General features: G+C 32.6%; 20 protein-coding genes. 7 read left to right on the top strand and 13 right to left on the bottom strand.

Features of this window, described 5'->3' with window-relative positions:
* Positions 1-29 precede the first annotated feature (29 nt).
* The 7 genes from IPK88_08150 to miaB form a co-directional block, all read right to left on the bottom strand.
* Positions 30-3,656, bottom strand: coding sequence for a carboxypeptidase regulatory-like domain-containing protein (locus IPK88_08150; GenBank protein ID MBK8243382.1), 3,627 nt, complete (start codon positions 3,654-3,656; stop codon positions 30-32).
* A 394-nt stretch (positions 3,657-4,050) separates the two neighbouring features.
* Entirely contained in the window at positions 4,051-4,983 is a 933-nt protein-coding gene (locus IPK88_08145; GenBank protein MBK8243381.1) for a hypothetical protein, read from the bottom strand.
* Positions 4,984-5,086: 103 nt separating this feature from the next.
* Positions 5,087-5,368 (bottom strand): preprotein translocase subunit SecG, encoded by a 282-nt coding sequence (gene secG / locus IPK88_08140; protein MBK8243380.1) that lies wholly within the window; start codon positions 5,366-5,368, stop codon positions 5,087-5,089.
* Positions 5,369-5,371: 3 nt separating this feature from the next.
* A complete protein-coding gene (locus tag IPK88_08135; protein ID MBK8243379.1) occupies positions 5,372-6,265 on the bottom strand; it encodes a hypothetical protein in 894 nt (297 codons plus the stop codon).
* Positions 6,266-6,295: 30 nt separating this feature from the next.
* Positions 6,296-6,781, bottom strand: a complete 486-nt coding sequence (locus IPK88_08130) for a hypothetical protein (protein ID MBK8243378.1) — start codon at positions 6,779-6,781, stop codon at positions 6,296-6,298.
* Positions 6,778-8,055, bottom strand: coding sequence for a sigma-54-dependent Fis family transcriptional regulator (locus IPK88_08125; protein ID MBK8243377.1), 1,278 nt, complete (start codon positions 8,053-8,055; stop codon positions 6,778-6,780). Before IPK88_08125 ends, IPK88_08130 begins: the two co-directional genes overlap by 4 nt.
* Positions 8,056-8,059: 4 nt before the next feature.
* On the bottom strand, positions 8,060-9,478 hold the full coding sequence (miaB, locus tag IPK88_08120; GenBank protein ID MBK8243376.1) for a tRNA (N6-isopentenyl adenosine(37)-C2)-methylthiotransferase MiaB: 1,419 nt from the start codon (positions 9,476-9,478) through the stop codon (positions 8,060-8,062).
* A gap of 162 nt (positions 9,479-9,640) precedes the next feature.
* Between miaB and aroE the strand changes: the two genes are divergently transcribed.
* The 3 genes from aroE (at position 9,641) to recO (ending at position 12,335) form a co-directional block, all read left to right on the top strand.
* The gene (gene aroE / locus IPK88_08115; protein MBK8243375.1) at positions 9,641-10,369 is read left to right on the top strand and encodes a shikimate dehydrogenase; all 729 of its coding nucleotides are present in this window, start codon (positions 9,641-9,643) and stop codon (positions 10,367-10,369) included.
* A gap of 108 nt (positions 10,370-10,477) precedes the next feature.
* Positions 10,478-11,566: a proline dehydrogenase family protein gene (locus tag IPK88_08110; GenBank protein MBK8243374.1), complete on the top strand. Its 1,089-nt coding sequence runs from the start codon at positions 10,478-10,480 to the stop codon at positions 11,564-11,566.
* Positions 11,567-11,612: 46 nt separating this feature from the next.
* A complete protein-coding gene (gene recO / locus IPK88_08105) occupies positions 11,613-12,335 on the top strand; it encodes a DNA repair protein RecO (protein MBK8243373.1) in 723 nt (240 codons plus the stop codon).
* Here recO and IPK88_08100 read toward each other — a convergent pair.
* From IPK88_08100 to carB, 3 genes are read right to left on the bottom strand one after another with little or no spacing between them, the layout of a single operon-like run.
* Entirely contained in the window at positions 12,332-13,570 is a 1,239-nt protein-coding gene (locus IPK88_08100; GenBank protein MBK8243372.1) for an ABC transporter permease, read from the bottom strand. The genes recO and IPK88_08100 overlap by 4 nt on opposite strands.
* On the bottom strand, positions 13,567-14,196 hold the full coding sequence (locus IPK88_08095) for an ATP-binding cassette domain-containing protein (GenBank protein MBK8243371.1): 630 nt from the start codon (positions 14,194-14,196) through the stop codon (positions 13,567-13,569). The genes IPK88_08100 and IPK88_08095 overlap by 4 nt, the downstream gene beginning before the upstream one ends.
* A 41-nt stretch (positions 14,197-14,237) precedes the next feature.
* Positions 14,238-17,054, bottom strand: a complete 2,817-nt coding sequence (carB, locus tag IPK88_08090; GenBank protein ID MBK8243370.1) for a carbamoyl-phosphate synthase large subunit — start codon at positions 17,052-17,054, stop codon at positions 14,238-14,240.
* 367 nt (positions 17,055-17,421) lie between these two features.
* Between carB and IPK88_08085 the strand changes: the two genes are divergently transcribed.
* Together IPK88_08085 and groL are read left to right on the top strand one after the other, a co-directional pair.
* The gene (locus IPK88_08085; protein MBK8243369.1) at positions 17,422-17,688 is read left to right on the top strand and encodes a co-chaperone GroES; all 267 of its coding nucleotides are present in this window, start codon (positions 17,422-17,424) and stop codon (positions 17,686-17,688) included.
* 55 nt (positions 17,689-17,743) lie between these two features.
* Positions 17,744-19,378 (top strand): chaperonin GroEL, encoded by a 1,635-nt coding sequence (gene groL / locus IPK88_08080; GenBank protein MBK8243368.1) that lies wholly within the window; start codon positions 17,744-17,746, stop codon positions 19,376-19,378.
* 196 nt (positions 19,379-19,574) lie between these two features.
* Here the strand turns inward: groL and IPK88_08075 are convergent, their stop codons facing one another.
* Positions 19,575-20,279: an SOS response-associated peptidase gene (locus tag IPK88_08075; GenBank protein MBK8243367.1), complete on the bottom strand. Its 705-nt coding sequence runs from the start codon at positions 20,277-20,279 to the stop codon at positions 19,575-19,577.
* 88 nt (positions 20,280-20,367) lie between these two features.
* Positions 20,368-21,099: an SPOR domain-containing protein gene (locus IPK88_08070; protein ID MBK8243366.1), complete on the bottom strand. Its 732-nt coding sequence runs from the start codon at positions 21,097-21,099 to the stop codon at positions 20,368-20,370.
* Positions 21,100-21,433: 334 nt separating this feature from the next.
* Between IPK88_08070 and IPK88_08065 the strand changes: the two genes are divergently transcribed.
* Together IPK88_08065 and IPK88_08060 are read left to right on the top strand one after the other, a co-directional pair.
* On the top strand, positions 21,434-22,651 hold the full coding sequence (locus IPK88_08065; protein ID MBK8243365.1) for a trypsin-like peptidase domain-containing protein: 1,218 nt from the start codon (positions 21,434-21,436) through the stop codon (positions 22,649-22,651).
* A gap of 89 nt (positions 22,652-22,740) precedes the next feature.
* Positions 22,741-23,457 (top strand): ComF family protein, encoded by a 717-nt coding sequence (locus IPK88_08060; GenBank protein MBK8243364.1) that lies wholly within the window; start codon positions 22,741-22,743, stop codon positions 23,455-23,457.
* 187 nt (positions 23,458-23,644) lie between these two features.
* On the opposite strand, the gene rpoN is transcribed toward IPK88_08060, so the two are convergent.
* On the bottom strand, positions 23,645-25,201 hold the full coding sequence (gene rpoN / locus IPK88_08055; GenBank protein MBK8243363.1) for an RNA polymerase factor sigma-54: 1,557 nt from the start codon (positions 25,199-25,201) through the stop codon (positions 23,645-23,647).
* Positions 25,202-25,282 lie beyond the last annotated feature (81 nt).

Here is a 25,282-nt window from a genome sequence, read left to right as displayed (position 1 = left end):
TATAATTTTCAAATGAATTAATTAAAAAATTAAAAACCTAATACAATTCCAAGAAATATCCTTCTAGGCAAGGTATAGTTATCAGGATTTAAAAGTGCATAATTATAAGAGTCAATAAAGTAATGAAGATTCTCTTCACCATAAGTAGTACTTGTACTTCCCTTTTCAATTTGTCCTCTTCCTGAAGCCAAATAACCATCATCTGCCGGATCTTCAGAACCTCTATATAAACCTATCACATTTCGTGTATCCAATAAATTCTGCACTCTAAGGTAAATGTTCACATTCATAGGATGTTTTGATTCAGGTTTAGAGATTGTGAAAGATTTATCAGCCTTCAAATCAATATTAAAATTCCAAGGCAAACGTCCACCATTGATGTCCCCACGATAACCAGCTCCATCATATCTTACTATGGTCAAACCAGGAGTATATGGTCTTCCAGAGGCTGTGGTAACTAACATATTAATTCCAGTGTTAGCCAATATATTTACGCCACCAATTCGTGGTCCGTTGTATTGTTTACCTGAACCATATCTATAATCTCCTGTAAATGATAATCGATGTCTTTCGTCATATGTAAATGCGAAAATATTTCTAATGTTAATACCTTTGCCAGTGAGTCCTTTTTGAGAATCTGGATCAGATCCTGTTCCATCAGCAAATTGTAAAGTATAAGCAGCTGTGAATTCGAAATTATTTATTCTGCGCAAATCATAACTAAAATTAAATCCTTTTACTGTTCCAAAGTCGATATTAGTATAGGTATTATAGGTTCCTACAGTCGCAATCTTACTTAAAGTAGAATATGCAATCATATTTCTTAATTCATTATAGTATGCAGAAATACTAAGTGCAGAATTATCTGACAATTTTTGTTGAAATCCAACTTCATAATCCACTTTTCGAGAAGGTTTTAAATTTCCATTTTGTTCTGGAGTTCTACCTTGAATATCAAAATAATAATAAGAAAGTGGAGACACATAACTATTCGATGTTGGTCTTTGGACCAATACATCGTAATGTGAGAAAAAGTTAGCGTTATCCGAAATTGGAAATGAAAACGCTATCCTTGGCATCCAATTTACCTGAGGTTTATAATCCTCAAAAGATTCATCAACCTTAAAGTACTTACCACGAATGGTACGCAATGAATCCACTGGTTGGATATAAGCAGGACTTACTAAATTGTTTTCCCCAAAGATTAAAATAGAAGAGTTAGCAGGCGTTCCATTTGCAAAATACCATTGATCGTTATTTCGATATGCTTTTACATCCGGAGATCCAGCCTCTGTAAGGTATACTTTATAATCGTCTCCTATTGAACCAGGTTTTACTGAACCTTTTTGTTCATGAAATGCCTTGGCACCAAGAATTCCATGAAGAGAATATGGATCTTTTAAAACCTTAGTGTTGGCATCATAGTAGTCTACACGAGTTCCAATTCTAAATATAATATCTTTAAATACAAACTTGTCTTGTAAATATCCGGCAGCATAAATAGGGGAGAATGGTGCAACTGAAAAATTCTGATTACCATTGGCATCTCTTTGGAAAAAATCTTCAAACTTAACCCCACGAGCTAATTTGTTACCCAAATAGTCATAACCACTAAAACCGAGAGCGGATTGATCTGTTAATTCTGAAGCAGAGAACATATCTAAAGATAATTGATCGGGTCTCAATTGATCAATGTTGGCATATTTATGAATTGAATTACTTAATGAGTCATTCGGGAATAATACACCACGAATTGACTTATAAAATTTTGATCCTTCTTTTGGAATAGTTAATGTACAATAAATAAGTCTTCCCAACGAATCTACTCCAGCAATACAAGTACTGTCAATACCGGTTATATGATCATTTTGATACAATCTTCCGAATTTCCATAATTCATAAGGAAGTATAGTCCAGTTGCGATTTACTCTCTGTTCTATAACTAACCCCAATTGAATATTATGTCTTCCATTTTTTGAACCACCTGGTAAAAAATCAAAACCAAAACTTCCTTGAAGAGTGGTAATATCATCATCCGTTTTATTATACCGATTATATACACTTCCAGCATTGGTATGTACCCCACTCCATACATTATGAAATGAAGAACTTATAAAACTATTATATGCTCGATATGAATCTAATACCTGAGGTGTAAGATTAGGTTGATCGTTGTAATGTGCAAACGTTGGATTTTTATCTCCAGATGTAAACGATCTGACTAAATCTACATATCCAACATGAACATCTTGTTGATCAAAAATAGGTTCCCATCTTCTATCAAAACTACCTACATATCCGTAATCAAAAAAGTTGTCTTTATGTACGATGTCTTCTGTTTTTCCCTTGGTATTCTGGTAGCCAAATTGTAAAGTATAAGTTGCATTTTGAATGGGAGAAGCTTTTTTAGATTCTGTTCCTTCTCCAGATTCCTTTTGACTGACGTCAACTATTTTACCAAGCCTGTGCCGAAATCTTAAATTCCCTCTATATGTTGTGACATCAGACATTGGATTATGGTCCCAATTGAATAAACGCCATGATCCTGTTCCAATAATATTATCAGTTGGTACAAAGCGATCTGTCACATTTGCATAAGTACCAGACAGTGTTACATCGACATTTTCAGAAGGACGGATGTCTAACTTTCCTGTAAAGTCTAACGCTTTGTTTTGATCATTTTTATTGTATTTAGAAAAATCCACTTCGTTATTTTCAATGAACGCACCATTTACTGCCGGGTCACCTTTGAAAAGAATAATAGGATCTTTTACTAATCGATCAATGGTAGATTGTTTTGCGAAATATTCACCAAAAGCTGGAGGATCATCATCTTTTTGATAAGTATATTGACCTGATAATCTAAATCCCAATACAGAACGATTACCTTTTTTATACAATGGTCCGCTCAGATTGGCATTAATAAAACTATATCCATATGGATCTAAATATTGAGATGTCTCACCTTCGATTCCTCCGGATAATTCGCTAGCTGGACCTTTAGAAGTCAGCGATATAACACCTCCTGTGACATCACCATATTGTGGTTCAATACCACCTTTAATGATTTGGATTTGTTCAATATCTGAAGATGAAGGAGGTCTACCAGTAAATCGAATACCATCTAAATAATATACAGTAGCATCTGTTCGTCCTCCTCGTATATTAAGATCTCCTCCATCAATACTTGATACCCCTGCTGAGGTAGCAGCAATAGCATTAATGCTTCTGGATCCAAGTTTTGCAATATCTTCCGAAGTTATGGTCTGATCTGTTGTAGTTTTATCAATTTCAATAATCGGAATTCTATTCACACTAATTGTAATAGGGTCCAGTTCAAGACCATTAACTAGGATAACATTAAGTACATTTACTTTGCCACCTAAAGCCCGAACATTATCAATTCTTCTGGAATTGTACCCTGTATAACTTACCTCAACTGAATAAGTCCCTGGATCTACTTGAATACTATAGTTGCCATCAAAATCTGAAATGGTCCCAACTATCATATTTTGACCCTTGAGAACTTTAATTGAGGCGTTAATTACAGGTTCTCCAGTCTCTTTGTCTTTAATTTGGCCAGCAATGGATGTTTGACCTTGTAAGACAGATGCAGCAACGATACATGCGAAAAAGAAAATCACTCTTCTAAACATAATGTGGTTTTATTATTAGATGATTTATATAAAAAGTCTGCAATGTTAAGGATTTCTTAAGTTTTATCAAAAATTCTTTAAAATATACTTTTACACAAGCTTTAACATTAATTATAAAAAATAATTAAATCAAGAATTAAATATATATTAATCAGTATATTATAAATATATCATTTTTTAATATACTATATATTAAATATTCTAAAACTCAAAAAAATTATTCCTCAATTTCTCATTTTAAAGGAACTTCTTTAACCCAATCAAATTGAAGATAACAATAAAACGGCAACACTACCGTTAAGCTGCTTCGACCTCAAGTTATTTAAGAACTTTAACACTTTCATTCCTTGTCATTATTCTAAATTATAAATATAATAATTTGATTTACAAATACTTAAGATACGAATTCAACAATTTTATTAAATAATACTTCAGCAATTTTTTCTTTGGATTGAAAGGTCCATCCTGCAATATGTGGGGTCAGAATGGTATTTTCCATGGCATAAAGTTCGTTATACATAGATTTTTCAGATTCTGAATAAGAATTTGGCTTTTCATTTTCAAAAACATCAAGCGCGGCACCTATGATTTTACCATTCTTTAAGGCTTCGATTAGATCAATGGTATTAACAACTGATCCCCGGGATGTGTTAATAAGGTAAAATGGGTTTTGGATTTGATTAATAAAGTCCTTGTTGCAGAAATATTTGGTTTCCGGACTTAATGGAAGATGAAAACTAATAATATCACAGTCCCAAAGGTCCGGTAGATCCTGAACTTGATACATATTTTCGTGAACTCTCGGTATGGTTTTGTATTTATCATAAACCTTCACTTCACACCCAAATCCCCCAAGAATATGGGCTAATCGACTTCCCGTATGACCACAACCAATAATCCCAACTTTCTTTACACTTAATTCTTCACCTCTATTTTTTTCCCTTAACCAATGCATGTTTTTAACCTCCTTGTTTGCCCTTGGAATATTTCTTAGCATTCCAATCAACATGCCCAAAGCATGCTCTGCTACTGCATTACAATTAGCTTCTGGTGTGCTAAGAATGTGAATATGTTTGTTTTTTGCATAATTGAGATCAATAATATCGAGGCCTGATCCAAGTCTACCGATCCATTTTAATCCGGATCCCAAATCCATCATTTCACGATCAACAAGTATCTTACTATTAATAATCAATCCATCATAATTTTCAATGCATAATTTTACATCATATATTGAAATATCAGGTTGATAATCAACGACATAGCCAATACTATTCAACTTTGCAATTAAAATAGGATGTACATCATCTGTAATTAATACACGCATATTATAGAACTTAAACCTATGCAAAGCTAAAGCATTACTAGCTTACAGAATGATAGCCTTAAAGGAACAGATGAATTCCTAACAAATAAATAAGTATAAAAATTTACTGACCCGGAGGAGGTGCATCAGGGATAATAGGTGCAGCCGCTTCAACTCCAGTACCAGCCATGATCGCAGCGAAAATACATAATATAAATAATGCAGCAGCTAGATACCAGGTCAATTTTTCAATAAAATCAGCTGAACGGGCAGCTCCAAACATTTGATTCGCACTTTGTCCACCAAAAGTAGAATCTACACCGCCCCCTTTTGGATTTTGAATTAATACAACTCCAATAAGGAGCACACAATCAATAGCTATCAGTATGGTAACCAGCGTTAGCATGGGTTAAGATTTTAGATTTTTAATAAGGAGTGCAAAGGTACTACTTTTTTCAGGATATTTCAAAGTCAATTTTTCATACATTCTTATTGCCTGGTCTTTATGCCCTTGTTGAGTCAATAAATCTGCTAATGTCTCTGAAATAACCTCTTCACCTAAATTTTGGCTATCTTTAATGGAACGTTCAATTTCTAATATTTGAACTGATTTTGGAGCTCTTTTAGCTTTTTTAACAAGTTTTGTCTTAACTTTTGCAGGTTTTTTAAGAAGTTTTGAATTCTCTTTTGTAGGTTTTTTAGTTTCAGATTGATTAATCAATTCCAGCCAAGTGTAAAAATCTGAACTTATCTCATTTACGGATGACTTTTCAGATTTTGAATTTGACTTAATTGTTTTTGAAATTGACGAACCTAAATTGATTTTTTTAGGTCTTCCTCGCTTTTTAATTGTTGGTATTTCAGGATTATCTAAAGGTAAATTTGATTTTGAATTGGTTAATTCTTTTGAATTTTCAATGTCCTCATGATTAGCTAATTCAATATTAATCTTAAATTCTTCTTCATTGTGAACACCATTTTTAGGAATAGAAGTCACATTAGGAATTTCGATAGTTTCAATGATATCATCATTCCTATTTTGGATTGATTTTTCTTCTTCAATTTCAGTTTGTAGCACTAAAGTTTCCGTTTGAATAGCATCGGAATTGATCTCATTGTTTATTATGTTTTCTTTTTGAGTTGTTTCTGTTTTTCGATTCCAATTTTTAGAAATAATAAATGTAGGGTCGGCAAGTCGCACTGAATTATTTATAGGGGAAAGTTCATCTTTCCAAGAAGAAGCAGAAAGTGGGTAATTCACTTTAGCTAATTTTATATCATCATTTATTTTTTCTGAATTCATTTTCATATGGATTGGAGAATAAAATAAGGTTTACCAATTGGTAAATGCTCGATTGAAAATATCATCTAATAATTTTTTATTGATCTTCTTCAACAGCTCATCTTGAACTGAATTAAAATTAGTAGCCGCATCAAAATCCTCATAATACGAAAATCTTTGATTCCAGTTTTGTTTCTCAAATTTCGTATTAACCGATTCAACCTCTATAGTAACATTAAGTCGATTCAAGGCAGCAAAGGATCCAGCTATTGGTGCTTGTGGACTAACAGCGAATTCTCTGATCCCTAATTTAAAAATTAAATCCGGATTTTTACTATCAGATATCAATCTTGATTCTTTTCTAATTTTTGAATTGAGCTCATCAGCAAAATCCAAAGGATAATTAACGGGCGCGGCAAAGGTATGATCTACTATGGGTTCTATAGAAAAGGTATTTATGGAAGGGTCAATGCTGATTCCTCGAAATGAATAACACGAACTAAAAAAACACAAAAAAACTAAACTAATCCATTTCATATATCAATAGAGAATTGTTTAATTTTACGATACAATGTACGTTCAGAAATTCCCAATTCATCAGCTGCATCTTTTCTTTTACCATTAAATTTTTTGAGTGCTTTATTGATCATATCTTTTTCCATTTCATCAAGAGATAAATGCTCTTCAATCAATTCAACCGTTTCGAATTCTTCTTTTTGCTTAGGTAAAATCATAGGTCGATCTAATTGCGATTCATTTCCCCTTGTGGAATTATTAATATTCCAATTTTGTCCAGAACCATGAATTACATTGGAATTAGGAATCATGGATACTGTAGCATTAACATTATCCATTACTGGTGGCATCTCCAAATCATTTGCCTGAACCATTTGAAAAAACATATTTTTCAATTGATTAAGATCTTGTTTCATGTCAAAAAGGAGCTTATAAAGAATCTCCCTTTCTTGGTAGCTCATATTCTCATTGGATCCTTCGTTTGGTCCAACTGACGGCAAGTATGTATTGTGTATATCAGGTATAATTCTTGCTATTTCCGAAGGTGTAATTATTTTTTTATCAGATAATACGGATAATTGTTCGACTGCATTTCTCAATTCTCTGATATTCCCGGGCCAGGCATATTGTTCAACGAGTGCGCCAGCGGCTTCATCTAGTTCTATGGGCGATGTTCGGTATTTTTCAGCAAAATCTTGTGCAAATTTTCTAATAAAAATTTGAATATCCTCCCTCCTTTCTTTTAAAGCCGGTACACGAATGGGCACTGTATTTAATCTATAATATAAATCTTCACGAAATTTCCCTCTTCTTACTTTATCTAATAAATTAACATTAGTAGCCGCTATAACACGAACATTTGTTTTTAATACCTTGGATGAACCAACTCTAATAAATTCACCAGATTCTAATATGCGCAACAAAAAAGATTGGGTATCCTGTGGCATTTCTCCTATTTCATCTAAAAATATTGTACCTCCATCAACGGTTTCAAAATATCCCTTTCGATCTGCAGTAGCTCCTGTGAAAGATCCTTTTTCATGACCAAATAATTCCGAATTAATGGTTCCAGAAGGAATGGCACCACAATTTACTGCAATAAATTGATTGTGTTTTCTTGGGCTTAATTGATGTATAACTTTAGAAAAAACTTCTTTTCCGGATCCACTCTCACCTGAAATCAAAACTGTCAAATCAGTTCCTGCAACGCGTATTGCAGTATCTAAAGCTTGATTTAGTTTTTCAGAACGACCATAAATCCCGAAGCGTTGTTTTATTGTTTGAATATTTTCCACAGAATTAGATTATTTCCCCAGATAAAGTAGCACTGGTCGCTGAAGTAACTTTTACATTAACATAATTACCTGAGTAATAATTTGGTTTCTTTTCAAAAATAATGATTTTATTTTGTGAATTTCTTCCTTTAAACATTTTATCAGAACGCTTTGAGTCTCCTTCTATCAATACTTCAAATGTTTTCCCAATATCCAATTGGTTAAGCTGAAAACTAACTTCTCTTTGTAATTCTATAATTTGACTTAAACGCCTTTTTTTAATTTCTAGCGGCACATCATCCATTAATTTTTTTGCTGCAGGTGTCCCTGGTCGTTCAGAGTAATAAAACATATATGACATGGTGTATTTAGCCAATTCAATCACACTTAATGTTTCCTTATGATCTAATTCTGTTTCTGAACAAAAACCAGTGATGATATCAGATGATATTGCGCAATCAGGAATAATTTGGTAGATTGCACGAACACGATTCATATACCATTCTCGATCATATGTTCTATTCATTAATGACAATATTCGACTGCTTCCAGATTGTATTGGTAAATGTATATAATTACAAATGTTAGGATACTTTGCGATAGTATATAATACTTCATTTGTTATATCTTTTGGATGTGAAGTCGAAAATCTTATTCTCAATAATGGATTGACTAAAGCTACCATTTCCAATAATTCAGCAAAATTTATAATTTGATCTTGTTCAGGGTTAAGCCATTTGTATGAATCAACATTTTGTCCCAATAAAGTCACTTCCCGATATCCTTTTTGAAATAAATCTTCTGCTTCTGCTATGATCGTAAAAGCACTCCTACTTCGTTCTCTTCCTCTGGTATATGGCACAACACAAAACGAGCACATATTATCACATCCTCTCATAATTGAGATAAAAGCAGACACTCCATTAGAGTCTAATCGCAAAGGAGCTATATCAGCATACGTTTCCTCCCTTGAGAGAAATACATTCACACCCTTTTCCCCATAATCAACCTTACTCAATAAATTAGGCAAATCTCGGTAAGCGTCAGGTCCAACAACAATATCTACTAGCTTTTCCTCTTCGATAAACTTGGCCTTTAGTCGCTCAGCCATACATCCTAAGACCCCAACTATAAGATCTGGCTTTTCCTTTTTTAAATGTTTAAAATCTGTTAGCCTCTTTCTGACCGTTTCTTCAGCTTTTTCTCGTATAGAACAGGTATTTATCAATATAAGATCTGCTTGTATCAATTCACGGGTAGAAACCATGCCTTCCTGATTTAATATGGAGGCAACGATCTCAGAATCACTAAAATTCATCGCACAACCATAACTTTCGATATAAAAATACCTTTTTGGAACAGAAGAAATGATCTCATATCCGACCAAAGCTTCACCTTGACGATTCTCATCCAACTGTTGGCTTTCTGATTCAGGACGATACATGGTTCAGTTAATTTTTAAAAATTTGGATAACAAAGGTAATTGATTTTATATAAATGACAAAATGGCAGAAACAAGTAATTAATTCAAGAAATCATATAATTCACAGCATAGGCTTAAAATATAATTAAAAACCAGTACTTTGCCTTCAATAAAAATTCTGTATTGCACTTTGGACTCATAGGAAAATCATTAAAACATTCTTTTTCTGAAAGATATTTTAATAGTTTATTTAAAAAACAAGGACTTATAAATTACAAATATAGTCTATACGAAATAGACAATATAGGGAAGATTAGATCCCTATTCTATAATGACTCTTTATTGAAAGGAGTCAATGTAACCATTCCGTATAAATCTTCAGTTATCCCATATTTAGATGAATTAAGTCCGGAAGGCCACTCTATACAAGCTATAAATTGTATTTTGAATCAAAACCATAAACTTATTGGCCATAATACGGATGCTGAGGCTTTTGAAGCTAATTTAAATCAGTTTATACCTCCAAATTTTAATAGTAATGCTCTGGTCTTAGGAACCGGAGGATCGTCTAAAGCTGTTTGCTATGTTTTGGATAAAAAAAACATTAATTATCAATTAGTATCAAGAAATCCACTAAATTTTGAATACCAAAATATAACTAAAGATATCCTGAATCAACACAAACTTATTATCAATACAAGTCCCCTTGGAATGTTCCCTGATCTTACCTTAGCTCCAAATATCAATTATTCCTGGATAGGAACTGAGCACTTTTTATTTGATTTAGTTTATAATCCTGAAAATTCACTATTTTTGAGGCGAGGTATTCTTCAAGGATCTCATGTTCAAAATGGATTAGAAATGTTATACCGGCAAGCCCAATTAAGTTGGGATTTTTGGAATCATTCTTAAATTATGAAAGATCAACTAGACCCTACATTAAATTTTAACAATACTGAAATAGCATTTTCGTACAAATCCAATAAGGAACTCATCCATACTTATCGACTTTTTCAATTTATGAATAAGCCAACATTGGTAAAATTAGGTACTTATTTTGGTCAATTAGCTTCCCAATTACCTTTTGGAATTGCTGATCCTATCATCAGAGAAACCATATTTAAGCAATTTTGTGGCGGTATTAGTTTATTAGAATGCCAAAAAGTTATAGACCGATTAAATTTAAAAAAAACACTTACCATCCTGGATTATGGTGTAGAAGCTAAAGAAGTTGATGAAGAATTTCGTAAGACTTTAGATGAAAATCTTAAAGCTATTGAATTTGCATATAGCAACTCAAATGTTCCGGTAATTAGTACTAAATTAACTGGATATATTCCAATAGCTGTCTTAGAAAAAATACATGCGGGTGAGACCTTAAATCAAGCTGAACAAATAAAATTTGAACGTTTAGAAGAACGTTTTGCAATACTTTGTAAAAAAGCTTATGAAATGGGGGTCTCCATTTTTGTCGATGCAGAAGAAAGTTGGATTCAAAAGCCTATTGATGATTTGGTTAACAAATACATGGCCCTTTATAATAAAGAAAAACCAATTATTTACAATACCTATCAGATGTACCTTTCGGATCGTTTAGAAGCGTTGAAATTGCAGTTTGAACAAGCACAACAACATCATTTTATTCTTGGTGCTAAAACAGTCCGAGGTGCTTATCTTGATAAAGAAAGAAAACGTGCACAATCAAAGAACTATAAAGACCCTACCAATGCGAATAAAGAAAAAACGGATGAAGACTATAACAAAGCCATAGCATTTTGCTTAAATAATCCAGATCAAATCAGTATATGTAATTCAAGTCATAACTGGGCTAGTAATTTATACATGACTGAATTGATGGATCAGAAAAAAATAGCAAAAGATCATCCACATTTAAATTTTTGTCAGTTATTCGGAATGAGTGATAACATTACATTTAATCTAGCTGCAAAAGGGTATAACGTAGCTAAATATTTGCCCTATGGGCCAATAAAAGATGTTATTCCATATTTAATCAGACGAGCTCAAGAAAACACAAGTGTAACAGGAGATATGAGCCGCGAACTTCAATTATTAACAACAGAAATGAAACGAAGGGGTCTCATTAGTTAATGAGATATCCTTATTTCTTGGATGGTTTGATTCCGTATTGATTAATATGCTAGAAACACGCGGCGTTATTTTAAGAAGTATTAAATATAAAGAATCAAGCTTAATTTTAGATATATATACAGAACATAAAGGATTACAATCCTTTTTAATAAATGGTGTTTTTAAAAAGGGGAACCAAAGATTAGCAGGTATTCTTCAATTATGCAATCTTGTTGATCTCATCTCATATTTCAATGAGCAAAAACATCTTCATCGAATTAAAGAAATCAACTTAAATTATATATATAGTGATTTGAGTTATAATTTAACCAAATCAGCTATTGCTACATTTATTTTGGAGATTTGCAAAAAATGTTTAAAAGATCAACAAACGAATGTTGAATTATTTAAGTTTATTCATAGATGTTTTATATTGTTGGATAAACAAAGTCCGATTGACCCCAATTTTCATTTAAAATTTCTGGTACGCTTTATTCAGTTTTTAGGTGTTCAACCAACCAATAATTATTCAACAATAAACAACTCATTTGATTTAAGAAATGGTTGTTTTGTAGCATATGATCAAATATTAATTCATGCAATAGAACCTGAGTTGAGCAAACTATTTAGTTCTCTATTTAATGAAAAAGATTTTGGCTCGGGTTTCACAATAACTATAAACTATTCAGACAGGAAAAACCTTTTGGATCTATTAATACTATATTATCAATTTCACGTAGAACAATTTGGTCAATTAAAATCTCTTGAAGTATTGAGAACACTTTTCTAAATTTTAGAAATCGTATGATGTATGTTTTGACTAGAGGCTCTAATTACAGGAAGTATAGTTGCTACCAGTCCACATACCAATCCAATAAAAAGAACATAAATTTCATCAATACAAAAATAATGTCCTTGAATTCCATATTTGTCAGATAAATGATATTTTGAAGCTGAAAAAAATAAAATAATATGTCCCAAAACCAATCCTAAAATTATACCCATAAAACTTAAAATGAATCCTTCAAAAATTAGTAATTGAGCTATGTAACTTCGACTTCCTCCACCTATTCGTATTAAAGCAATTTCAAATTTTCTTTCATTTAAAGCTTGTGACAAATTAATAAAGATAGCAATAAAAGCTAATATAGATAAAATGATTCCAATTAGATTTAATAGCTCACTTGCTGAGCCTGTTAATTCATACAACCTATTTAATTCAATGGCTGGATTGACTGCCATTACATTCGTGTTTTCATTAATACTTCGCCCAAAATTTAAACTTTGGATATTAGTCCCTTTGAATTTTACTAACAAGCTTGTAATGGTTTTATCATAATTCATTAATTCTTGATTTGATAAAACATTTTGCTCATGATGTATATGTTCATGATCTACTTCATGTTCATGTAAGTTCCAATAACTTGAAATACTGATAAAAATCAATCGATCCTGAATACCCCCAGAACGATTTAAAATACCACTGACGATTAAATCATTATTATGGTGATGTTCATCATCTATACCTACTAACCCATGACTCGATTGTAATGTATCACCAATATTTAATTCATATTTTGAAGCCACTTCAGAACCTAATACCAATTGAAAATCATTATTAAAAAATTGTCCTCGCTCAATGCCTAAGGAATACCAATCAAAGTATTCCTCTGTCACTCCAACGATTCTATATCCTTGATAACTATCGCCAATTGCAATTGGCAATGCCTTCTTAATAATTGGATGATTTGGGTTTAGAAATGGCTTAATCTCAGAAATACTAATGTTCCCTGTTGGAGCATCGATGTGCATAATATTACATAATACAGATTGTAATGGACTCCCTTTGGCACATAAGATTAAATCTACATCCGAAGCATTTTTTTCAAAATGTTGACTCATTTGTTTATTAATCAATAGTATCATGACTAATAAACTAACAGCCATTCCAATCAATAAAATATTAAAAATAAATCTTGAAGGATGATGCATTAAATTCTTCCATGCTAAATACCATTTACTCATTTCAATCGTATTTTATTTTGGAATTTAGAAAACAATCTTTCATCATGGCTTACTATAACTAAAGCGGCATGATGCTCTTGACATTGGTTTTTTAATAATTCGATAATAATATGTGTATTGGTATCATCTAATGCTGAAGTGGGTTCATCAGCAAGTATGAGTTTAGGATTATTTATTAATGCTCTGGCAAACATCAACCGTTGTTGTTCCCCTTGTGACAAGGTATATGTTTTTTGATGCGCCTTATTTATTAATTTCAATTGGTTTAATTGTTCATTAATAACTTTAATATTCTTTTTATTACCAATAAGTTCTTGCGCTAAAATTAAATTTTCTAAAACAGTTAGTGATTGAATGAAAATTGGCCTTTGCAAACATATGCCAATGTATGTTCCTCTAAATAAATCTAAATGAGAGGATCTCAAATTTGTAATATCCTGATTAAAAATATTAACAGTACCCGTTAATGGTTTTATAAGTCCAGCCAAAATATGAAGCAAAGTTGTTTTTCCACAACCTGATGGTCCATGAATTAAAAAAGCATCCTTTTGACTTACGTCAATATCAGGAAATGTTATTTCATTTTCCTGACTATAACGTATAGAAAGATTTCTAGTCGAAAGCATAAATCAAATCTAACAACAATATAAATAATTGAGATATAAAATTATCTCGTCAAATACATATTACGTTTAGAGTCTAAATCTCTAAAATATGGATCAAATAAGTCCTTAATAAAATAAATGCCTTCGCCTGTGGATTTCATTTCTGGTCCAAGACTAATGTCTACATTTGGAAATTTATTAAAAGAAAAAACAGGAACTTTAATTGCATAACCATTCAATTTATGCTCCATTTTGAAATCTTTTAATTTATGGGTTCCTAACATGACTTTAGTCGCAATATTTAAATATGGAACTTGGTATGCTTTTGCTATAAATGGTGTTGTCCTAGACGCTCTTGGATTGGCTTCAATAACATATACCTGATCCCCTTTAATTGCAAATTGAATATTTATTAAACCTCTTATTTGTAATCGAATTGCAATTCTTTTAGCGTATTCCTTCATTTTCTCAATACTCGCTTCAGAAAGACTATAAGTAGGCAACACTGCTGAGCTATCTCCCGAATGAATACCGGCAGGTTCAATATGTTCCATAATTCCCATAATGTGTACATCTTCACCATCACATATAGCATCAATTTCTGCTTCCTTCGCACGCTCCAAAAATTGGTCTATCAATACTTTATTGTCGGGCATATGTTTGAAAATCGATAATACCTGCCGTTCCAATTCTTCATCATTTATGACTATTCTCATTCGTTGACCTCCTAAGACATAGGATGGCCTTACCAAAACTGGATAACCAATTTCATGTGCTACATCAAGAGCAATATCAGCATCTGTAATAACACCATATTTTGGATATGGGATATCCATTTCTTTCAATAAATCAGAAAATCTTCCACGATCTTCGGCAATATCCATATTATTAAAATCTGTTCCAATAATAGGCACGCCTTTTAAGTGAATTTTTTCAGCTAATTTAAGAGCGGTCTGTCCTCCTAATTGTAAAATAACGCCTTCAGGTTTTTCCAGATCTAGTATTTCTTCAATGTGTTCCCAATACACTGGTTCAAAATATAATTTGTCGGCAATATCAAAATCAGTAGAAACGGTTTCAGGATTACAATTTACCATTATTGCTTCCATGCCTACCTCTTTAATAGCTAGAATTCCATGCACGCAACAATAATCAAATTCTATTCCTTGTCCTATTCGATTAGGCCCGGATCCTAAAACGATTATTTTCTTTTTATCACTTGGAATACTTTCATTTTCTTGATCAAATGTGGAATAAAAATATGGGGTCTTGGCTTCAAATTCAGCGGCGCAGGTATCCACCGTTTTATAAACCCTATTTATTCCGTGCTTCTTTCTAAATTTGGTCACCTCTTGATCCCCAACACGCAATAACCAAGCTATTTGTACATCAGAATATCCATTCTTTTTTAATTCCATAAAAAAATCCACTGGGATGTCTTCTGGTAAATTATACTTCAAAAGTTGCTCTTCGAACTGTACTAATTTTTTAATTTCTCTAATAAACCAAAGGTCTATCCCGGTTAGTTTTTGAACAGATTTTTCTGGAACTCCAATTCTTAATGCATCCTTTAATCTATATATTCGATCGTCACTAACTTGCTCCAGGCGCTCTAAAATATCCTGTGTATTTAACCATTCTTTTTTATCTGCTCCAAGACCATGTCTATCATTTTCCTGACTCTGACATGCTTTTTGAAGGGCTTCATTAAAACTTCGACCTATGGCCATTACTTCACCAACAGATTTCATTTGAAGACCTAACCGTACATCGGCGCCTTGGAATTTCTCAAAATTCCATCTTGGCATTTTAACGATAACATAATCCAAGGAAGGCTCAAAAAAAGCACTCGTAGTTCCTGTAATCTGATTGGGAAGTTCATCCAGTGTATAACCTAGTGCCAATTTTGCAGCAACTTTGGCAATAGGATATCCAGTAGCCTTACTAGCCAGAGCAGATGATCTACTCACTCTTGGATTGATTTCAACAGCAATCAATTCTTCTGTAATCGGATTTTGAGCAAATTGTACATTACATCCACCTGAAAAATTACCCAAGGAACGCATCATCATGATGGCTTGATCTCTCATTTGTTGAAATCCAGTATCCGATAAAGTCATTGCTGGTGCTACGGTTATACTATCTCCAGTATGAATTCCCATAGGATCAATATTCTCAACAGTACAAATGATTACCACATTGTCTTTGTGATCTCGCAATAACTCTAGCTCAAATTCTTTCCAACCTAGTACTGCTTTTTCGACTAATACTTCATGTGTTGGTGAAGCATCTAAACCTCTTCTTAATGCTTCATCAAACAATTCTTGTTTATAAACAAGACTGCCACCACTTCCTCCTAAAGTAAAAGAAGGTCGAATCACTAATGGAAAACCTATTTCTTGAGCAGCTTCCTTTCCTTCTAAATATGAGTTTGCAATCCTGGAAGGAGCTACGGAAACACCAATCTTAATCATGTGATCTCTGAATTGTTCCCTGTCCTCAGTCAACTCTATGGCTTTAATATCGACCCCAATCATCCGAACTCCAAAACGAGACCAAACATTTTGTTTTTCAGCCTCAATGGCTAAATTCAATGCTGTTTGCCCTCCCATAGTTGGTAGAACTGCATCAATTTGTCGTTCCTCTAAAATTTTTACAATACTTTCAACTGTTAATGGCCACAAATAAATATGGTCAGCTGTTACAGGATCAGTCATAATTGTTGCTGGATTAGAGTTTATTAAACTCACTTCAATACCTTCTTCCCTAAGGGATCTAGAAGCTTGAGTTCCAGAGTAATCAAACTCACATGCTTGACCAATAATTATAGGTCCGCTTCCAATAATGAGTACGGATTTGATAGTATTATCCTTGGGCATATAAAAATTTCCGCAAAGATAAACGATAAGATGGTTTTATAATTACAAATTGATATGAAAATAAAAATGTTTAAAAAGCTGATAATAAATAATTTAGAATAAAAATTGGTGCTTAAAAAACAATTATAGAGAAAATTACCGAATCACCAATTCTTAACATATTTTGATATTTTGAAATCCTTAAAATTGCGACCTACACGTTATTAACCTGACAAATTGAGCTCATCTTATGAATTTCGAGGTAAAAGTTCCATTTAATGGCAGAAAAAGCAGACAATTTTTCAAGCAACATGCTTTGGCATAGTTTTGATGAAGTCATTGTTATTGTTAAAACAATTTTTAAAAATTTTTAAAATTCTATAGACTTATGAAGCCAATAAATGATCGAGTTATTGTGAAGCCAGCATCTGCTGAAGACAAAACTAAAGGTGGAATTATTATACCAGATACTGCCAAAGAAAAACCACAACGTGGTGAAGTTATTGCAGTTGGACCAGGAAAAGATGGAAATCTGATGACTGTTGCCAAAGGTGATATCGTACTTTATGGTAAATATGCTGGCCAAGAATTTACTTTCAAAGGACATGATTATTTAATCATGCGTGAAGATGATATTCTTGTCATCATTGATTAATTGTTATTTTACTATTGAAGTTTTTTATTTAATAAAATTATAAAATCTAAATACCATGTCAAAAGATATTAGTTTTAAAAATGATGCCAGAGAAAAGTTAAAATCTGGTATCGACAAACTTGCAAATGCAGTCAAAGTTACTCTTGGTCCAAAAGGGAGAAATGTTGTTATTCAAAAATCTTTCGGAGCCCCTCAAATTACTAAAGATGGTGTAACCGTTGCAAAAGAAATTGAATTAGAAGATGCGGTTGAAAATATGGGTGCTCAAATGTTAAAAGAAGTTGCTTCTAAAACCGCAGATATCGCTGGTGATGGAACAACAACAGCAACAGTATTAGCTCAAGCTATGGTCACTGCAGGTATGAAATATGTAGCAGCAGGTGCTAATCCAATGGATCTTAAAAGAGGAATTGATAAAGCAGTCGCTTCTGTTACAAAAGATCTTAAGAAACAAACAGAACAAATTGGTAATGATTACGAAAAAATCAAACAGGTAGGTTCTATCTCTGCAAACAATGATGATGAAATTGGAGGCTTGATTGCTGATGCTATGAAACGTGTTTCCAAAGATGGTGTCATTACAGTGGAAGAATCTAAAGGTACAAATACATATGTTGATGAAGTAATCGGAATGCAATTCGACAGAGGATATTTATCCCCGTACTTTATTACCAATGCAGAAAAAATGATCGCTGATTATGATAGTCCATATATCTTAATCACTGATAAGAAGATCTCCAATATGCAGGAAATAGTACCCATTCTTGAGAAAGTAGTGGCTTCAGGAAGACCTTTATTAATCATTGCTGAAGATGTTGATAGCCAAGCATTAGGGGTTTTAGTGGTCAATAGACTACGGGCTAATCTTAAAGTCATTGCGGTAAAAGCTCCGGGTTTTGGAGATCGACGAAAAGCCATGCTTGAAGATATAGCAGTATTAACTAATGGCACGGTAATCTCTGATGAAAAAGGTTACAAATTAGAAAATACTGAACTTGATATGTTGGGTCAATCTGAAAAAATTGAAGTTGATAAAGACAATACCACTATAGTAAATGGTAAAGGAACTAAGAAAAATATCGAAGCTCGTATTGGTCAAATCAGACAGCAAATAGATGCCACAACTTCAGATTATGATAAAGAAAAACTACAAGAGCGGCTTGCAAAATTAGCAGGTGGTGTTGCTGTACTTTATGTAGGAGCAGCGACTGAAGTAGAAATGAAAGAGAAAAAAGATCGCGTTGATGATGCATTAAATGCTACTCGCGCTGCAGTTGAAGAAGGTATAGTTGCTGGTGGTGGTGTAGCATTAGTTCGCGCTATCGATTCCTTAGAAAAAATCACTTCTCTAAATGAAGATGAAAAATTGGGAATTGACATAGTACGTAAAGCACTTGAATCACCTATGCGGGTAATTGCAGAAAATTCAGGTGATGAAGCATCTGTAGTCCTTATGAATGTCAAAGCTAAAAAAGGATCTTATGGATATAATGCTCGGACTGGTCAATATGAAGATTTGAAAAAAGCTGGTGTTATTGATCCTACAAAAGTAACTCGAATTGCATTAGAAAATGCTGGTTCCATTGCAGGAATGGTATTGATGACAGAATGTGTAATTAATGACAGACCGAAGGAAGATAAGGGTGGACATTCTCACGCACATGGTGGTGGAATGGATGGAATGATGTAATTATTTCATTAGAAACCAAGAATAATTATAAAAACCTCTTGAATGATTTCAAGGGGTTTTTTTATTTAAAAACAAAATGTCAAGTGGACGAATGGGTTAGTATGGTAGAATATTTACCATCATAAATCTATGAGTTATTAAAATAAGATGCTGTGATAAAAAAATTATTTAATACCTCTTTTATCCTATTTTCAAATCAAAACAAACTTTGATTATCAGTTTCATCTAACTTTTCAATAAGTGATGCATTGTTATTTTTAACTTGATTAACGGCATCAGAAACTGGATATGCGTCTAAATAATCACCTGCAAGGGGTGTAATAAGTTGGAGTGACTGCTCTAAGCTCATCAGTGGATCTAACCAAAGAGATTCTTGTTCTCTTTGAAGTATAGCTGGCATGCGATCATGAATGCTACTCAAATAAGGATTCGGCTTTTGAGTAATGATAGTAAAACTGTGTATTATTTCAGCTTTTTCGTTTTTCCATTGATCATATAAACCAGCTACAAAAAAAATCGAATCATCCTTAAAGCGAATTCGATATGGTTTTTTAATCTTATTAGCTACAACTTTCCATTCATAAAATCCATCCAATGGGACTATACATCTTCGATCCTTTAAAGCAGATTTAAAAAATGGTTTCTCAATTAATCCTTCCACACGGGCATTAATTAATTTTGAACCTATTTTATGATCTTTGGACCAACTTGGTATTAAACCCCATTTGAAATATTGAAAATGCTGAGGGTCTTGTTGTGTAATTACAGGATGCCATTGAGTTGGTGCCAGATTAAAGGTGGGTAAAGGATTATAGCGCTCCAAATCATCAGAATAAAATGTAGCATTAAATCTTTTTTCCAAATCCTTTTCTACTTTATTTAATGAGCCACGTCCACACATAAATTAAATTCATTTAACAAAAAAAGGAGTACGTTTTTGTCAAACATACTCCCAGTATTATTTCAATTACAAAATAAAAATTAAATCACTATTCTACTTTCAAAAATGCTTTTTCACCTTTTGATCTAACTAATTTTAAAGTTTGTTCAGCATCAGCACGTGTATCATATCTACCCACTATAGCAGAATAATATTCTGCATTACCAAACACTTTTTTCTCAGAGGATGAAAATCCCAATTTTTTCAATTTACTCACTTGTTTGTCTGCGTGTGAAGGGACTATAAAACTACCAGAAATTACATAAAATTTACCCGTTTTACTGGATTTTGCAACATTAGCAGTACTTTTTGTACTTTTCTCTGTGGTTGCAGCAGAAGTTTTATTTGTGACTTTTTTATTCTCCGTTTTTGAAGTCTTGTTTTCTGTTTTTGATACCGATGTTTTTACTTCAGCTGCAGTAGTATTAGCAACACTTACATTGGTTTTATTTGAAACTGTTTGAGCTTTAGGGCTCATATTTTCATGTTTACTTTGGTCACCATTTTTGACAGGCTGGCTATAATCAATAGATCCATTATCATGGTCAGCAGGTCCAACTTGGTTAGGCAATTCTCCTGTCATTCCTAAAATAAGGCTATCCTCAGCCGTTAGGGCATTTAAAGCTGCCATAGTTGTATCTACAAACAAACTATCAGTCGTTTCAGTAGTTGGCTCAATTTCAGGAACAGGTGTTTTATAACGTTTATACATCATAACTGAAATAGCCACAACAAGTAGTGCTAAAAGCACATAGAGTAATACACGAATCAAATTCTTCATTTTTATAATATATTTTAGTGCAAATATACAACATTTTACAAATAACGAAAATAAAAATATGTAAATATTTGCTATTTTTTTGTTAACTATCACAAATATTAAGACTGACTCTTTTGACTAAACTTAAGTTACTTTGTCCCAACTTAAAAAGAATCATCTGATTAATAAAACCTGGTCAAAAAATGGACTTAAAATCGTTTTTAATAATATTAAATCAACCATTTTAATCATTAATACCTTGGTAATGACCCTGTTAAAACTATGTTAAATCAAAATTTACAAAAAACAGCATGAAACAACTTTGCGTTTTAATCAGCAAATAAATTAACTAACTATGAATCGAATTATTTCTTATGGAATCGCAGGATTTATCGGTGGGTTGGTTGCTTTTGGTGGCATTCAATTCGTTGATAATCAGACTAAAAGTAAAAACACTACAGAGCAAACTCAATCAGCTCAGCGGGTCAATCAATCAACATCATTTAATGCGTCTGTAGGGCCTGATTTCTCTGTTGCTGCAGAAAAAGGGATGAATGCAGTAGTTCAAATTAATGCCCAAGAAAGTGATAAACTTGTTCGACAAAATGAAGAACGCAATAATCCATTTAAAGATCATCCTTTGTTTAGGGAATTTAATTTTCCAGGATTTGGAGGTTATATGCCAAAAAAAGGAAGTGGTAGTGGAGTTATTTATTCTTCAGATGGGTATATCGTAACAAATAATCATGTCGTTGAATTTGCAGATGAAATAGAAGTTATTTTGAAAGACGGCAAAAAATATTCAGCTAAAAAAATAGGGACAGACCCAAGAACAGATTTAGCTATTATAAAAATTGAAGCGACAAATTTACCAGTCTTACAAATGGCAAATTCTGATGATTTAAAAATTGGAAGTTGGGTCCTTGCAGTAGGAAATCCATTTGGCTATCTTACATCAACGGTAACTGCTGGTATAGTAAGTGCAAAAGGGCGTGATCTAAATTTAATAAATAATCAAATGGAAGATGAAAATCCATTTTCCAATTATCAACAATTAAATAGCAGAACAAATCAAGGTATTGAAGAATTTATCCAAACCGATGCAGCAGTTAACCCGGGTAATAGCGGTGGGGCATTAGTAGATGAGCAAGGTAGATTATTAGGGATAAATTCAGCAATCGCGTCTAAAACTGGTTATTATAGTGGTTATTCATTTGCAATACCGGTAAATTTAATGAATAAAGTGGTTAAGGAATTAATTTCTAAAGGAAGTTTTAATCGCGGCAGATTAGGAATTTCAGTCTCTGAAATTGATGAAAATAGTTATAAAGAATTGAACCTTTTTTCAAAAGACGGCGTTATTATAGAGTCTTTAGAAGAAAACAGCTCTGCTAAAAATGCTGGATTGCAAGAAAAAGATGCAATTATTGGTATAAATGGCAAAGATGTAAAGAACTATGATGATCTTCAACGAATAGTTGGTTTAACTAAAGTTGGTGAGACCCTAAACATTAAGATTATTAGAAACGGTTCTGTTCGTGATATTCCAGTCAAAATTTTGAAAGGAATTTAAAAAGGTTTTTGTAGCTTTCTATAAAGTTGGTTTTTCGTTTTGTTTGAATGTCCCGATCAGCAATGGTCGGGATTTTTTTATTGTATTAAATGGACATCCAGAAAATTAAACAATTGATGCAATATGGGATTGAATCTGTGTTAGATTTGATCTACCCTAATTTATGCATGGGTTGTGAAAGGAGATGTAACAATCAAAAAGATTTATTCTGTTTATCCTGTCAATCAAAAATTAGTCCTACCAATCATTATGCACATCTCATCAATCCATTTACTGAACATTTTAATGGGAGAATTAATTTATACACAGGTGCTAGTTTATATTATTATGTTCGAGGTGGTTTGGTTCATGATATCTTAGAACAAATTAAGTATAGGAATAGAGAAGATTTAGCTTACAAGTTTGGCCAATATTATGGAATGATTTTAAGTGAAAGTCCATATTATCAAAACATCGATGTTATTATTCCTGTTCCACTTCATAAAAAAAGGCAGGCTCAAAGAGGATATAATCAATGCAGCCTTATTGCAAAAGGTATCGCTGAAGCATTACATTGTAGTATTTCAGATCAAATAATAATGCGAAAAATAAATACACTAACTCAAACAGATAAAAGCAGGATAGATCGGATCAACAATATGGAAGGCGTATTTCATATTTTGAATTTAACTGACATTCATCAAAAAAACATTTTAATTGTAGATGATGTATTAACTACAGGCGCTACTCTTGAATCATGTGCATTGGAATTATTAAAAGCTAAACCTGCCACGATTCGCATGGCTACTATTGCTATGGGATTATAATTTCAATTCAATAGTTTTATGGATTGTTCTTTTTAAAACATCCTAAAACATAAAGGAATCTTGTTTTTTGTATTCCATGTAAAGAGAGTTAAGAACTCAATAATCATTCGAATTACCTTATTCAATTAATAGTATCTTTTAATTCTAATGTTTAAAAGAAATAGTAAATAATAAAATTCAATAAACGCTATACTAATTCTCTTCTTAATCTCGCAACAGGAATGTTGAGTTGTTCTCGATATTTTGCTATAGTACGTCTGGCAATATTATAACCCTTCCTAAGCAACATTTCTTTTAATTTTTCATCACTATAGGGCTTGCGTTTACTTTCGCCCGTTATCATTTCAGAAAGAATTTTTTTAACTTCTAGTGTAGATACTTCATCACCTTCTTCGGTTTGCATAGATTCAGAAAAGAAATCCTTTAACCGCTTATTTCCAAATTCTGTTTGAACAAATTTGCTATTTGCAACTCTCGACACTGTAGAAATATCCAGACTGGTAATATCGGCAAGATCTTTTAATATCATGGGCTTTATTTTTTTCTGATCTCCAGTCAAAAAATATTCCCGCTGAAACTGCATGATTGCATACATGGTACGAAATAAAGTATCTTGACGTTGTCTGATAGCATCAATAAACCATTTGGCACTTTCTATTTTCTGCTTAATAAACATGACCGTTTCTTTCTCCTTCTTACCATTAGTTCCAACTTTTTTATTATCCTTATATGTTCTCAACATATCAAGATATTGATCATTAATTCTTAAATCAGGTGCATTCTTGGAGTTTAATGAAAGCTCCAATTCTCCATCTCTATTGGTAACTGTAAAATCTGGTATAATATAATGACCTGCAACAGAATTATAAGCTAGTGGATCGACATAACCTGAAGATGGTTTTGGATTCAATTTTAAAATTTCATCCATTGCTACTTTAAGTTGTGCCTCAGACAACCCTAATGCCCGCTGTAATTTTGGGTAATGCTTTTTTGTAAACTCTTCAAAATACTTATCCAGTAAATTTTCGGCTAATTTTAAGATTTTAATTTTAGATTTTCGCTGTTCATTTTTCAGTTTAAATTTTATTTGCAGCAATAAACATTCTTGTAAATTTCGCGCCCCAACACCTGGTGGGTCGAAAGATTGAATTTTGTATAAAATGGATAATATTTCTTTTTCGTTCGTATCAATATTTTGAGAAAAAATTAAATCGTCTATAATGGAGACACATTCACGCCTTAAATAACCATCATCGTCAATACTTCCGATAATTTGAAGGGCTATTTTATATTGTTTTTCATCTTTCAAATTTAATAAGCCTATTTGCCGTTCCAGGTGATCATGAAATGTATTCTCAACCGCAAAAGGTAAACTTTTATGCTCGTCTTGTTCTCCACTATAATCATCGGATTTATACTTATATGATGCTGTATCGTCATCCATATAGTTATTCAGGTAATCATCAAATTCATTATTGAGCTTATCTTCGTTTTGATCCTTTGCATCATAATCTGATTCATCTCCAATATAATCATCATTAGCTTCAGAATCATCTTCTATGTCCAGTTTGTCAAAAACTTCTTCTTCAGATTCGTTACCCTCTTCTAAGGCAGGATTTTGCTCCAGTTCTTCCTGAATACGCTGATCCAGAATAGCAGTAGGGATTTGAAGCAATTTCATTAACTGAATTTGTTGGGGAGATAGCTTCTGTAATAACTTTTGGCTTAAATGTTGTTTTAACATGTTTATAAATCTACACTAATGAAACAAAATATTACAATAATTGGTTTTTGGATCTTCAATCCTTATTCGTAGTATTGCAGG

Origin of the sequence: Candidatus Defluviibacterium haderslevense, assembly GCA_016712225.1 — a bacterium.
Classification (GTDB): Bacteria; Bacteroidota; Bacteroidia; order Chitinophagales; family Saprospiraceae; genus Vicinibacter; species Vicinibacter haderslevensis.
The sequence above is the reverse complement of the archived record's forward strand: the minus strand, read 5'-3'. Positions and strand labels throughout refer to the sequence as shown.

Coding starts and splice junctions, on each gene's coding strand:
- IPK88_08110 (MBK8243374.1), top strand. CDS start 10,478: ATGAATAAGCCAACATTGGTAAAATTAGGTACTTATTTTGGTCAATTA.
- carB (MBK8243370.1), bottom strand. CDS start 17,054: ATGCCCAAGGATAATACTATCAAATCCGTACTCATTATTGGAAGCGGA.
- IPK88_08135 (MBK8243379.1), bottom strand. CDS start 6,265: ATGAATTCAGAAAAAATAAATGATGATATAAAATTAGCTAAAGTGAAT.
- IPK88_08060 (MBK8243364.1), top strand. CDS start 22,741: ATGGACATCCAGAAAATTAAACAATTGATGCAATATGGGATTGAATCT.
- IPK88_08150 (MBK8243382.1), bottom strand. CDS start 3,656: ATGTTTAGAAGAGTGATTTTCTTTTTCGCATGTATCGTTGCTGCATCT.
- IPK88_08145 (MBK8243381.1), bottom strand. CDS start 4,983: ATGCGTGTATTAATTACAGATGATGTACATCCTATTTTAATTGCAAAG.
- IPK88_08085 (MBK8243369.1), top strand. CDS start 17,422: ATGAAGCCAATAAATGATCGAGTTATTGTGAAGCCAGCATCTGCTGAA.
- IPK88_08095 (MBK8243371.1), bottom strand. CDS start 14,196: ATGCTTTCGACTAGAAATCTTTCTATACGTTATAGTCAGGAAAATGAA.
- secG (MBK8243380.1), bottom strand. CDS start 5,368: ATGCTAACGCTGGTTACCATACTGATAGCTATTGATTGTGTGCTCCTT.
- IPK88_08130 (MBK8243378.1), bottom strand. CDS start 6,781: ATGAAATGGATTAGTTTAGTTTTTTTGTGTTTTTTTAGTTCGTGTTAT.
- IPK88_08100 (MBK8243372.1), bottom strand. CDS start 13,570: ATGAGTAAATGGTATTTAGCATGGAAGAATTTAATGCATCATCCTTCA.
- rpoN (MBK8243363.1), bottom strand. CDS start 25,201: ATGTTAAAACAACATTTAAGCCAAAAGTTATTACAGAAGCTATCTCCC.
- IPK88_08070 (MBK8243366.1), bottom strand. CDS start 21,099: ATGAAGAATTTGATTCGTGTATTACTCTATGTGCTTTTAGCACTACTT.
- IPK88_08075 (MBK8243367.1), bottom strand. CDS start 20,279: ATGTGTGGACGTGGCTCATTAAATAAAGTAGAAAAGGATTTGGAAAAA.
- miaB (MBK8243376.1), bottom strand. CDS start 9,478: ATGTATCGTCCTGAATCAGAAAGCCAACAGTTGGATGAGAATCGTCAA.
- IPK88_08065 (MBK8243365.1), top strand. CDS start 21,434: ATGAATCGAATTATTTCTTATGGAATCGCAGGATTTATCGGTGGGTTG.
- recO (MBK8243373.1), top strand. CDS start 11,613: ATGCTAGAAACACGCGGCGTTATTTTAAGAAGTATTAAATATAAAGAA.
- groL (MBK8243368.1), top strand. CDS start 17,744: ATGTCAAAAGATATTAGTTTTAAAAATGATGCCAGAGAAAAGTTAAAA.